12 protein-coding genes are annotated in these 13,558 nt (G+C 29.7%); all 12 read right to left on the bottom strand.

Going from position 1 to position 13,558, the window contains the following annotated elements; all coding sequences use genetic code 11:
• Positions 1 to 44: 44 nt before the first annotated feature.
• The gene (locus BM027_RS15490; RefSeq protein WP_090093823.1) at positions 45 to 803 is read right to left on the bottom strand and encodes an acyl-CoA dehydratase activase; all 759 of its coding nucleotides are present in this window, start codon (positions 801 to 803) and stop codon (positions 45 to 47) included.
• Positions 804 to 862: 59 nt separating this feature from the next.
• Entirely contained in the window at positions 863 to 2,014 is a 1,152-nt protein-coding gene (locus tag BM027_RS15485; RefSeq protein ID WP_090093821.1) for a double-cubane-cluster-containing anaerobic reductase, read from the bottom strand.
• A 30-nt stretch (positions 2,015 to 2,044) separates the two neighbouring features.
• Positions 2,045 to 3,082 (bottom strand): selenide, water dikinase SelD, encoded by a 1,038-nt coding sequence (gene selD, locus BM027_RS15480; protein ID WP_090093819.1) that lies wholly within the window; start codon positions 3,080 to 3,082, stop codon positions 2,045 to 2,047.
• A 361-nt stretch (positions 3,083 to 3,443) separates the two neighbouring features.
• Positions 3,444 to 4,043, bottom strand: a complete 600-nt coding sequence (gene yedF / locus BM027_RS15475) for a sulfurtransferase-like selenium metabolism protein YedF (protein ID WP_090093817.1) — start codon at positions 4,041 to 4,043, stop codon at positions 3,444 to 3,446.
• Positions 4,044 to 4,139: 96 nt separating this feature from the next.
• The gene (yqeB, locus tag BM027_RS15470; RefSeq protein ID WP_090093815.1) at positions 4,140 to 4,928 is read right to left on the bottom strand and encodes a selenium-dependent molybdenum cofactor biosynthesis protein YqeB; all 789 of its coding nucleotides are present in this window, start codon (positions 4,926 to 4,928) and stop codon (positions 4,140 to 4,142) included.
• Positions 4,929 to 4,971: 43 nt separating this feature from the next.
• Entirely contained in the window at positions 4,972 to 5,796 is an 825-nt protein-coding gene (gene yqeC / locus BM027_RS15465) for a selenium cofactor biosynthesis protein YqeC (RefSeq protein ID WP_090093813.1), read from the bottom strand.
• A gap of 119 nt (positions 5,797 to 5,915) precedes the next feature.
• Complete coding sequence (locus BM027_RS15460; RefSeq protein ID WP_090093811.1) at positions 5,916 to 6,695, bottom strand: ABC transporter ATP-binding protein; 780 nt, start codon at positions 6,693 to 6,695, stop codon at positions 5,916 to 5,918.
• Complete coding sequence (locus tag BM027_RS15455) at positions 6,692 to 7,681, bottom strand: FecCD family ABC transporter permease (protein WP_090093809.1); 990 nt, start codon at positions 7,679 to 7,681, stop codon at positions 6,692 to 6,694. Before BM027_RS15455 ends, BM027_RS15460 begins: the two co-directional genes overlap by 4 nt.
• Positions 7,678 to 8,709: an ABC transporter substrate-binding protein gene (locus BM027_RS15450; RefSeq protein ID WP_090093807.1), complete on the bottom strand. Its 1,032-nt coding sequence runs from the start codon at positions 8,707 to 8,709 to the stop codon at positions 7,678 to 7,680. Before BM027_RS15450 ends, BM027_RS15455 begins: the two co-directional genes overlap by 4 nt.
• A gap of 271 nt (positions 8,710 to 8,980) precedes the next feature.
• Positions 8,981 to 9,454, bottom strand: coding sequence for a xanthine dehydrogenase subunit XdhC (gene xdhC / locus BM027_RS15445; RefSeq protein ID WP_090093796.1), 474 nt, complete (start codon positions 9,452 to 9,454; stop codon positions 8,981 to 8,983).
• 140 nt (positions 9,455 to 9,594) lie between these two features.
• Complete coding sequence (xdhB, locus tag BM027_RS15440; RefSeq protein ID WP_090093794.1) at positions 9,595 to 10,452, bottom strand: xanthine dehydrogenase FAD-binding subunit XdhB; 858 nt, start codon at positions 10,450 to 10,452, stop codon at positions 9,595 to 9,597.
• Positions 10,453 to 10,469: 17 nt separating this feature from the next.
• The gene (xdhA, locus tag BM027_RS15435) at positions 10,470 to 12,761 is read right to left on the bottom strand and encodes a xanthine dehydrogenase molybdenum-binding subunit XdhA (RefSeq protein ID WP_090093792.1); all 2,292 of its coding nucleotides are present in this window, start codon (positions 12,759 to 12,761) and stop codon (positions 10,470 to 10,472) included.
• Between the last annotated feature and the right edge of the window lie 797 nt (positions 12,762 to 13,558).

Raw genomic sequence — 13,558 nt, 5'->3', positions numbered from 1 at the left:
TTATACATCCCAATTGATTCTTGTATAATTCCTTTCATCATTTTTTATTTAATTTTTCTATATCCAATAGTAGCTGCACCAATTGCACCTGCATACTGACTTAAAGCATTAGTTAATACTTTTTTATTAAGGTAACTTTCAAGGGCTATTCTAAAAGTTTCAGAAGATGCAAGTCCACCACTAAAGAATATATCACCTTGTAAGTTTAGTTTTTGGGCAAAATTAGCTGTTCGTCTGCAAATTGAATGAATGATTCCAAGAGCAATATCACCTCTATGAACATCTCTTGCAAGAAGGCTAATAATTTCACTTTCCGCAAAAACAGTACACATACTAGATATGCTTACTGGATTTCTATTTTTCACGAAATCATCAATATTAGTCATATCTTCTTCTAAAATTCTCATCATAACTTCAACAAATCTACCAGTTCCAGCAGCACATTTATCATTCATTAGAAAATCTACAACATTTGATGAGTTATCTAACAAAATAACTTTAGAATCTTGTCCACCTATATCTATAACACCTCTAATACTAGGATTCAAGAAAACTGCACCTTGGGCATGACAAGTTATTTCAGTCACAATTTTGTCAGCTTCTTTTAATAAATTTCTACCATATCCTGTCGATATAGTGTATTTTACATCCTTAGAATAAAGTTCATTATAAATTTTATAAATGCTTTCTTTTGGTTTTGCAGCTGTTTTTACAATCATTGTTTTAACAATTGTTTTACCATCAAATAGTGCACCCTTTGTAGTTGTTGAACCAGAATCAATTCCTAAAGTATATTTACTCATAATTTATAACCTCGTATATTCTTAACGTTTATACTAGAATAACTGCATTCATATATAAATTAAAGCATCTCTATAAATGCAGCCATTCTAGTATTTAATTGTCCAATATCATTAATAGAAAAGTCAGTTTCAACACTCATATAAGGTTTATTTTTTTCATTATTTACAAATCTTTTAATTGATAAACTTTCCACATTGTATGTGTGGCAAGCTGTTAATATCACATCAACTACAGCATCTACTTTATATTCATTAATCATTCTATTAAGAAGTTTAATTCTATTTGGATTAGGAGTCATGCAAGAGCATCCAATGGATAAATATTTACGAGAAAGAGCATCATAAACATCAGGATTTTCTTCATCTACTAATTCATCAACAGCTTTTGCAACACTACAATTTTCAAAGGCAACTACATACGCACCATTATCTTCAATTGCTTTAATAACTTTTTCAGTAGCACCACCAATAGGACAACCAGTAATTAATATACGAGGCTTAGATTCGTATTTCTTTTCAGCTTCATATTCAGAATTAATCTTTTCAATTAACTCATCCATTTGCTTGGGGATTTTTTCTTTATCAAAGCTAAATGTTGTTCCATTTATCACTTTAAACAAATCTTGTCCTAACATTGCAACTGGCTCTTTTTTGCCAAGCTCATAAAATTTCTTCAATGCTTTACGTTCATTATTTTTTATTTTAATTGCTTTTCTTATATTATCTTCTGTTATTTTTACATTAAACATTTCTTCTAAAGTTGATTGCAATTTAATAATTTCATTTTTCCATAATTTAAGTCCCGCTTCACTTTGAGAATTTGGAAGTTCCATAACATGCACAGGTTTAAACGCTGAAAGATATTCATACATTTTCTTTTTACCATCACAAGTTGTTTCTCCAACAATTAAATCTGAAAAGAAAAAGAAAGGACACTTATCAGTTTTAGCAAAACCATAACTAGATTTTATTAAAGGACATAAATTACGTGGAAGATCTTGTTCCGCGTCAGCAATAGTTTCATCAGATGTCGAACACAATGAAACAGTAGAAGCCCCCATAGCTAATGCTATCTCTTGTGGAAAGTAAGTGCAAAATACACCGATTAGTGGTATATCCTTATCTTTAAGTTCTTTAGCTTTAATGAACGCATTTCTCCTTCCTTCAGCAAATTCTTCAAATATTTCCGGTAAATTTTTTTGTAATTTCATGATACCCTCCATTTATTTATAATACTATAATTATTTAATCACTATAGGTTTATCGCCTTTATCAACAACTTGTCCAATAACTTTTGCATAAGAAGTGAATCTTTCACTTCTTGATAGAAACTCTTTAACATTTTTTTCTGGAAGTGAAAGCAATAATCCGCCTGATGTTTGTGGATCTATTAACACATCTTGTAGTTCCTGTGGGATATTTGAAGCTAAAGTAAACTTATCTTTTAAATAATCAAGATTATTGTACATCCCTTCAGGTATAATGCCCATTTTAGCGTAATCTAGTGCTCCATCTATAATAGGTACAGAATCACTGAAAATCTCTATTGTTTTGTTACTACCACTTGCCATTTCATAGCTATGACCAATTAAACTAAACCCTGTTATATCAGTACATGAATGAACATGTAGTCCTAAAGTACATTCTTTAGCATACTTATTTAGTGTAGACATAATAGATGTAACTTCTTTAATTTTAGTTTCAGTTAACAGTTCTGCTTTGGCAGCAGTATTCATTATTCCAATGCCTAATGGTTTTGTAAGTACAAGTATATCGCCAGTTTTTGCATTACTATTTGAAAGAATTTCATTTGGATGTGCAAATCCACTTACACAAAGTCCATATTTGGGAATTGGATCTGCTATAGTATGTCCACCAGCAATTACTGCACCAGCTTCCTTAACCTTGTCATATCCACCAGCAAGTATGTCATGCATAATTGATATATCTAAGCAAGAAGGGAAACAAAGTAAATTCATAGCTGTTGCAGGATTTCCACCCATTGCATAAACATCACTAAGCGCATTAGCAGCTGCAATCTGACCAAAAATATATGGATCATCTACCATTGGTGGAAAGAAGTCTACTGTTTGAATTACTACTGTATTATCATTAATTTTATATACACAAGCATCATCATTAGTATCAAATCCAACAAGTAAATTTGCATCTTCAAATTTAGGCAAACTACTTAAAACATTATGAAGAACACCAGGACCTATTTTTGCAGCACATCCTGAAGTTTTAGTTAAACTAGTAAGTTTTATATTTTTTGACATATAACGAATCCTCCCATTAAATAATTTAAGTAACAAATCACTAAATGATATGAAAAAATCTGTACAGGTACTTTTTATATAGATACCCAACTTCTAAGTTATACTTATACTGTGAAAATATACCCAACTAGAAATAAGGAGCTTATTTTGTGAAGTGTTTCATCAGGAATTTTTATGGTTGTACTTCTTAGATTATAAGTTGTTCCAAATATGCTTGTTCAAAGCTTGCCTTTGAGGCTAGCATTTTGGGTACAACTTGTGATCTTAGAAGCACCCATCAAAATTCCTTAGAAACCGGAACAAAATCATGTTCCTTATTTCGAGGCGTTATACACATAAGTATGATTTTCACATTAGGTATCTATAATGTGATAACCTTTGATGCTTCTTTCATAGAATTTGTTATATCGTACATATTACTTACTTTTCCTACCTTTAACTCTTCCTCAAGTCCATAAAAATTAAGACATGTACCACAGACTAATATTTCAACACCTTTTTTTTCTAAATCTTTTAAATGCTCTATTGCTTGATCATTTAATGTAGGAACTTTTACTCCATCATTCATAAATAAAACTGATTTTGGTAAATCCTCAGATTCTGAAATTGTATAAAAGTACATTTTCATAAGTGATTTTCCAAGCTCTTCACTTCCTGCACCGATAATATCTTTTCCAATAAATACTGACCATGTACCCAAGTCCTTTTTATTTTCTTCTAGTTTAGCCAATATTTCATTGCATTCTTCACAATCTTTGGAGAAATAAACTTTAAATACGCCATTGCCTTCTTCTAAAGATGTTATAAAATCTTGACTATTAGCTAACTTTTGAAGATTTTGTACAGCAATTTTATTATCAACTTCAACTAGAAAACTATTATTTCCACCATCAATTTCTTTCTTTGCCATTATTACAGGTATTGGACAGTTCTTACCTTTTGCATCAATTATCTTATTCATTTAGTATCCCTCCTAATTTTTATTAAGTAAAATGCTCTATTTTAATATCAATACAGTTTTAAAACAGAGTCATGTAAAATTATTATCTTGTTTAAATTATTTTAAAGTATTCTGTAAATATAAAATTGCTTCTAAAACGCCACCTCCAATAGATCTAGCTTTATCTGAAATTGTAAAGCAATGATTTTTCTCACATCTTGGATCAATATCTCCACTTTTCATTCCTTTAAATACATTAATATTTTTTTGAAGCATTCCACGTACTATACCATTTATTTCTGCAAAAATTGGAGTTTCATTAACATAGGCTACAATGTCACCTTTTTCTACGTAGTCTCCTATTTTAGATATAGGCAATATTTTGCCATCATTTGTAGCTCTGATTATTCTTTCTTTGGTGTATCCTCCAACATCTCCAGGTACGCCTGTATTAGGTATAGCACTTCCACTATATATTGGCTTTCCAAGATAATGTCCTCTTTTCGTTTCAACAACACAATGACAATCAACGCCAGCTGTAAATCCTGGTCCAAGTGCAATTACAATTTTAGCGTCTTCAATATATGTTCCTAAATTTTTCTTTGCTAATATAGCATCTATTATTATATCTGGCTTAATTTCATCTATAATTTTAGCTTCTTCATCTACTATAACTGCAATGTTTCCATCTTTAAGAATTCTATTAATATCCTCTTTTTTAGAAGCAAGAACTGCAGTTATTCCTTCAGCTTCTACTTCTTTGTCATACACAGCTTGTGAAAAGGCTACCGTTCTTCTTACTGTAGTTGGTTCTGAGATTTCTGTCATAACTATATTAAATCCACATTTTTTTAATCTATTAGCGACTCCTGTAGCTAAATCTCCAGCACCCTTTATTAATATCATAATCCGTACACCCCTTATGTGAATTGTTAAAAACATAGTACATTTATTTTGAGATAGCCTCTTCTCTAAATGTTGTTAATATTAATTCATTTACTCCTAATTTTAAAAATTCGTGTGAAATATTTTTAGCTATTTCAAATTCTTCTCTAGTATCAATTTTATTTACAACTACTCTATAATCACACTTCACATCTTTTTTTTGTCCATTTTCACTCAATAATATTTTGGCGATATCGGTTTCATTAATAATATGTTGCTCATCTGTATCCAAGAATTTTGAAACTAAATTTGATCTATGGCATGTCTCATCAATACTTTTTCCTATTGCATCAATACCACATACCCCTACAACTAAATTGCTTCCTTCTAATATTACTGGTTCATGCTGTGCTGGTACTTTTAATGGTAATCTTTTTGATCCATCAGCTTCAACTAATACAAAATCAGCTAATTCAATAAGACTTGTAGCCATCTCTTTTGTTAATCCACTTATTTTCTTTAATTTTTCTTCTTCATTACAATTTACTGTTTGTTTGTTTTTCAATTTATTCTCTTCAAATTTCTTATCTTTTTGATCACATAACATTCCAACTGTAATCATATTTTTACTATATAATAACTTTTTGATATCATCTTTTTTCCCTGTAAGTACTACATTACTTTTAGGCATACACATGTGGGTAGTAGTTGTTACAATAACTTTTTTACCTAATTTACTTAATTCATTTCCTAGTTCATATATTAAGCTTGTCTTACCCCCGCCTCCAACAAATGAAATTATCTTTTTTTTATTAATATCTATTTTTAATGCTTCTATTAATAATTTTTGTTCCTTTATTTCTGCATTACTACAATTAAAAATTTTCATATTCTCACCTTCATCGATTTTATATACCTTTTACAAATTGCTATGAGGCACATTTTTAAAAATAACAAGTTAATATTCTAGTCCATTTCGTGTCATACTATGTCGGTAATATATAAAATTTAACACACTATAAATGGGCCAAATTTTGTATAGGTAATTTCAAGCTTTCTATTATATATTTTCTCCATTATGGTTACAAATTTTTTCTCATAACCTTCAATTTTACAGTCAATAATATCTACTATTTCATTTTCATTTAATATTACTATTTTATCTGCATATCTTAATGCTAAATTAATATCGTGCACCGTAATTAAATTTATTAAACTATTTTCCCTAATTAATTTACTAATAAATGTAAAAAAATCATGTTGTTTTACATAGTCTAAAAATGTATTCGGTTCATCCAAAAGTAAAATGTTAGAGTTCTGAAGAAATACCCTTGCTAAGTAAACTAATCTTCTCTCTCCACCACTTATTTCACTTATATACTTATTTTTTAGATAATCTATATTTAACTTTTTAAGTACTTCGCTAGCCAATTGGTAATGTTTTTTACTTGGCATATCAAACATTCCAAGGTAAGGCGTAATTCCCATAAGAATAATATCTTCCACACTATAGTTTTGGCTTGTATGCAGATTTTGAGGAATATATGATATTAATTTTCCTCTCTCCTTATTAGAAATTTTTAATATATTTTTATCATTGTAAATTACTTCACCACTTATAGTTTTTGTAAGTCCAATCATAGATTTTAACAGTGTTGTCTTGCCTGCACCATTAAGGCCTAAAAGAATTGTCACTTCCCCTTCGTTAAGTAAAAGATTAATATTTTTTAATATTGTTTTATCTAAATAATTAACATATAAATTCTTTATTTCTAAATCATTTTTCATCTAATAAGATTTTCCTTTCGGTTAAGAATGTAAACTAAAAATGGTGCACCTACTAACGATGTTAAGATACTAACTGGAATTTCTGTTGAAGTTAAACTCCTTGCAATAGTATCAGCTATTATAAGAAGTATTGCTCCAACAATCATAGTTAATCCCATAACCTCTGATATATCATCTTTAGCATAAAATTTCACTATATGAGGTGCTAGTAAACCTATCCAACTTATAATCCCAGCCACAGAAACTACAGTTGATACTAAAAGAGTTGCTGAAAATATAGCAATTACTCTAATAACTTTAACATTTACTCCTAAGAGTTTTGCTTGATCATCTCCCATAGTAAGTACTTTTAATCTCCATCTAAATAAAAATAATATTATTGCTGATATAGTTGTTAATATAAATACATAGACTACATTATTCCATGTGCTATTATAAAATCCACCCATTAACCAGAAATCTATTGATGGTAATTCTTTATATGGGTCTGCTAAGTATTTTATAATCATTAAAAATGATGATGATATTGCACCAGTTACAATCCCCGCTATAATAAGAGCTAATATTCTATTGCTTCTCATTTTTCTGGATAAAAGCAATGAAAAAATCACTGCTACTATTCCAAAAGTAAATGCCATTACTTGAATTATTATTGGCGAGAAAGGTAAAAATACTATGGCAATTGCTGCACCTAGCGAAGCTCCTGAGCTTACGCCAAGTACATCAGCAGATACTATAGGATTTTGAAATATACTTTGAAAAACAATTCCCGATAGTGATAATGCAGCTCCACTTATTGAAACTAATACTACTCTTGAAAATCTTATGTTCCATATTAAATTAAATTCTAATGAATCAGATTTTCCATGTAACATAGTGTTTATTATATTTATTGGTTTAATATCATATCTCCCTATTAATAAAGATGTAATTATTAATATTAATAAAATAATGCTGCTTATCACTTTAGAATATCTTAATTTCATATTCCAATATCCTTATTTTCTACTTCTAAATTAAAGAATTTCTTGTAAAAATCTTTAGCTGTCTTTTCAAATTCATCTTTTGAATATTTATCTGGATTAATATTATTTGTCATCCAAAGAATACCTAGAATTGATGATGGAGTTGGATAATCCCAAGGTTCTATTACTGATGGTATAGCAAAGACCTTCTTATTCTTTACGGCATTTACATCTTTTAATCTTGGATCCTTAAGTACATCTTCTACACTATATTTAGCATATTGCACTATATAAATGATATCAGGATTATAAGATAATAATTGCTCAGCTGATATATCAACCCAATAACCATCATTAATATTTGAAGTCACATTATTTCCACCTGATGCTTTTATCATGTAGTCTTGATACATTTTTGATGTGCATGTCCTTAAAATGTTACTACTTCCTGATAAGTAAACTTTAGGCTTATTAGTATTATTTTCATTTATTTTCTTTACTTTTTCTAAATTATCTTCGTAATATTTTACTATTTCATTTGCTCTTTGTTCTGTGTTAGTAGATTTGCCTATAAGTTTTACACATTCTAAAAATGAATCTAATGATTCTGGTTCTACAGCTATAACTGGAATATTAAGTTCTTCAAACTTCGGAATCACTTCTTTAGTTCTAGTTGGAATTATAACTAAATCTGGATTTATCTTTGCACACTCTTCTACATTTATGCTTTTAGCTGAACCTATCTGTGGCTTATCCAAAAATTCTGGTGCAACCCTTCTATAGAGTTCCTTATCCTTAGGCTTCATCTCAACACCTGCAAGCTTGTCCTTAATTCCTAGAGCTACTAAAAGTGATGTTGTAATAGGATAACTTGAAATAATTTTATTTACCTCACCTTTAATCTCTACTTTTCTTCCTAATTGATCTTCAACTGTAATAGTTTTATTGTTATTATCTGTTATTTTTTCATTTTTTCCACATCCAATAAAAAACGTTGTGATAAATATAAATACCAATATAACTGACGAAATTCTTTTTAATTTTTTCATATGGTACTTTCCTCCTTCTTAAGTATATTAATTACATTATTTCATATATATCCCTGAATATATAGTATATATTTTCTTCATTTTATATACTATATAAGTTGTATTTAATTTAGTTAACAACAACTGAATATAACAGCTACTATTCCCAAAATCATCTGTGCACAAAAGTATTTTTCATTAAAGGTGCCTTACTAATAATTTGTGCAATACAAAGCTCCAATTATGGAACTTACCTAACCATTATCTAAATTTAAAACTTTATCTAAATTCATTATTGTTCTAAAGACTTCTTAGTTGCATTAAATATTTTTTGATATCCCGTACAACGGCATAAATGACCTGAAATCTCTCTTTTTATTTCCTCATCCGTATATTTCTTACCACTATTAACAAGAGCTGTAGATGTTAATACCAACCCTGGTGTGCAAAAACCACATTGAACAGCACCTTCATCAATAAATGCTTGTTGAACTTTCGATAACTTACCATCTTTCTTAACACCTTCAATAGTTAAAATAGTTTTACCATCTGCCCAAACTGCCATGTATATACACGAATCAGTAGGTATTCCATCAATCAGTACAGTACAAGCTCCACATTCACCAACATGACATCCACACTTTACTCCTGTACAATGTAATTTATTTCTTAAAACATCAAGCAACGATTCTCTTATATCAACTTCTAAAGTATAAGGTTTATCATTTACTATAATTGATATTTTTTTCATTTTTTCATTACTCATTCTGCTTCTCCACCCTTTCTTTTTATCCGATAGCTAGCATCCGTAACACTCCCTCTTCTTCGAGTGGGCGATAACTGCTGCACGCTCCTGGATAAGTTCAACTAAATTCAGCTGGAGTATAAAACTCCACCTGAAAAGTTTCACTTTATAGTTTCTTTTATTCCTCTTTTAGTTAACTCTTTAATTAGATGCTCTCTAAAATCCTTAGATGCACGCCATGAATTCCTTGATTTTGATGATTTCACTGCAAATTCAGCAATTTTATCAATATTCTCTTCGGTTATTTCAAGTCCTTTAGCATAATTCTCAGCTTCACTACATCTTATTGGAGTTGGCGCTGCTACTCCTAATGCAATCCTTAAATCATTAAACTTTCCATTTTCAATTGAAGATACAACACATACACTAACCATTGCTATATCCATAGCTTTTCTATTACTAAATTTTATATAATGACCTATTGTATTCTCATAACTTTCCTTTTCTATTATTAAGCTAATTAATATTTCATCACTTTTTATATCTACCTTTCCTGGCCCTTTATAAAAATCTTGTATTGGTATAATTCTTTCACCATATTTATTTTTCAATCTTACTTTAGCATTAAGACAGAATAAAGAAGGTGCACTATCTGCTGAAACAGCTCCATTACAAACGTTTCCTCCTATAGTAGCCATATTTCTAACTTGTGGTCCACCCATAGAAACTGCTCCTTCTGCCAATACTTTAATGTGTTTTTCTACAATACTATCTCTAAATATTTGTGCAAAAGATGCCATTGCTCCTATTTCTATTGATCCATCTTCCAACATGCTAATTTTATCGAGTCCTTTTATTTTCCTAAGACTTAATAATTCTACTTCCTTTATACGTCTATGATGTAATTTTATTAAAACATCTGTACCGCCTGCTATTATTTTAAGTTCTGCATTTTGCGCCAATAATTCCAATGCTTTTTCTAGAGTTTCAGGTTCTAATATATCCTTAATATCAAACATTTTAACCCCTCCTTAAATTACACTAATCCAACTTCCTTAAATTTTTCAAAAACAGATTGTGGATTCATAGGTATTTTATTAAATGCCACACCTGTAGCATCCAAAACAGCATTACGAATTGCTGGTGCTGGTGAAACAGTTGTGTTTTCTCCAATAGATTTTTGTCCAAATCCACCTGCTGGTTCATATTTCTCCACAAAAGCTGATCCAATAGTAGGAGTATCCATTATTGTTTGTAATTTATAATCTAAAAGATTATTATTTAATGGCTTACCAGTTTTCTCATCAAATAACATTTGTTCTGATAAAGCATATCCAAGCCCCATACTTACTCCACCATGTACTTGTCCTTCTGCTAGCATAGGATTCATAACAATTCCAGAATCATGTATATTATATATTTCTAAAACTTCTATTTTACCAGTTTTGATATCAACTTCTACTGCTGCATACGTAGCACCATAAGCTATTGCATTAACCCTAACATTAACTGATGTATCACTAGTTATAGGACAACATTTAATTCTGTCATAATATGATTCCATAGCAATTTCCTCAAGCGGACATATCACTTTGCCTAATCTCTTTTCTACAATTTTACAATTTATAATATCTAATTCATTAGCCTCTAATCCACATTTACTACTTGCAAATGCTAATACCTTATCTTTAATTTCTAATGCACATTTCTTAACTGCAGCACCACTTACAAATGTTTGTCTTGATGCATAAGAGCCAGTATCAAAAGGGGTTATATCTGTATCTTGAATTGATATTACATGTACCATATCTATTTTTAATCCAAGAACCTCAGCTACCATTTGTCCAAAAACCGTATCACTACCTTGCCCTATTTCAGTTGCTCCAATTTGTAATTGTACTGATCCATCTTGATTCATTACTATTCTTGCTCCAGCTGGTTCTAGTGCCACAGGATAAGTTCCAGTGAAATAACTAAAGCAAGCCATGCCTACGCCTCTTCTTTTATCTCCACTTTTATTTTTGTATAATTTCTTTTTCTCATCCCATTTAATTAATTCTTTTCCCTTTTCAATACATTCTAGCAATCCAAATGCACGAACTACATTTTTACTAAGAGGTTCAACATAACCTTCAGTTATAAAGTTCTTAATTCTAAATTCTATAGGATCCATATTAAGTTCTCTAGAAATATCATCTATATGACTTTCTAATGCAAAACACATTTGAGGTGCTCCATAGCCTCTCATTGCACCTGCTGCTGGTAAGTTTGTATATACAGTTACAGGACTATATTTTATTGAATTAAAATCATATACTCCTCTAAATTTTCCTCCAGCACTCATAGCAACAGAATGTCCATGTGAAGCATATGCTCCATTATTTACAAGATTTTCTATATCCATTCCTAATAATTTCCCATCCTTTGACACTGCTGTTTTAAACTTAATTTTCATTGCATGTCTTGTTCTTGTGTCAATAAAGCATTCTTCTCTATCCAATGTATATCTTACTGGTTTCCCATTGACAGCAAGAGACATAGCTACAGTTAAAGGCTCGATAACTACATCCTGCTTATTTCCAAAACCACCACCAACATATGGCTTAATAACTTTTATTTTTCCCCAAGGAATTCCTAGTGCCTGTCCAACAACTCTTCTTACAATATGAGGAATTTGAGTTGAAGAAACTATTACAATACGCTCCTCACTGTCTACGTAAACATAAGTACTATGATTTTCCATATGACAATGTTGAACCATACTGGTTTCAAATTTTCCTTCAAATACTCTATCTGCCTTTTTTAAGTCTTCTTCTACATTTCCAATTTCTGATCCAAAAGAGCTTAAAATATTATTAGGTCGTTCCTCATGAATTATTGGTGCATCTTTTTTTAAAGCATCTTCACTCTTTAATATAGGTTCAAGAACTTCATAATCAACATCAATAAGTTCCAAAGCTTTTGCTGCTACTACTTCATCTACTGCTACAACAGCCGCAATTGCATCTCCAACAAAACGAGCTTTATTAGTAAGAATTAATCTATCCTCTATATCTCTATGACTTGGATCTAATGACCAGGGGTGACCCGCAGTAGCAAATTTAATTTTAGGTAGATCTTTATGCGTAATAACTGCTTCTACCCCATCTAATGCTTTTGCCTTACTAGTATCTATATTTTTAACTATAGCATGGGCATAAGGACTTCTTAAAACTTTGCCTATAAGCATATCGCTTATAAAAAAATCATCCACATACTTTGCTTTACCAGTAACTTTAGCCACAGCATCAAATCTAATTACGCTATTTCCTACTATATTGTTTGTCATATTACACCTCCATAAAAATCTACATAGAATAAAATAAATTTAATATCTTTTAATAAATTTAAATTTACAAGATTGTATTTTATTGTTATATTTTACTATATATATAAATAGATTATACTTATTCATTAAATGCTTATATATCATCTACTCTTTTTTGTAATATTCCATTTTAATAATATATACAGCATATTTCATGCCAAAATTAAATTTATATGTTTCTGCTTGATCTTATACTATTTTCTATTATTTATTGTTTATTAGTTGATTTAAATATATTTTTATTGATATATTTTTATCATTTTGGTAATTTAAAATAATTAGATCACATATTATTTGCTATAACCTATTTATTGGAATTATCAAAATGATAAATTTTTATCATCTTGATAATACTTTTATAATTTTTTCAAAGCAATAAATATAAGCCTTGTATTTATTCTTAAATTTTAGGATCTGTTTTAAAGCCGTGTTGATATTGTTAAATAAATATATAGTTTTCACTTATAACAAAGAAATTTACCTACTACTCAATAGTGCAAAACCAGTTAAAAAGTCCTAACCAAACATGCACTCATGGCATAATAATTGCTGTTAATATTATTTTAGAAGTCTTTTTCTTATAAGAGCATATAATTTTAAATATAAGATATTGTTTCCAGAAAATGTATTCTTAGTAGAATAACCGCAAATTTTTATACGCTTGTCAAATGTTTTATGCAAAAAGTGAAATAACAAATAAAAATTTAAATTAATAAAAAAAGAGCAATCACAAGCTCTGACGAGTTTCTGTGGAGCTC

Source organism: Clostridium uliginosum (assembly GCF_900112485.1).
GTDB classification, from domain to species: Bacteria; Bacillota; Clostridia; order Clostridiales; family Clostridiaceae; genus Clostridium; species Clostridium uliginosum.
Note: the sequence above shows the minus strand (reverse complement) of the source record. Positions and strands in the feature narration are given on the sequence as shown.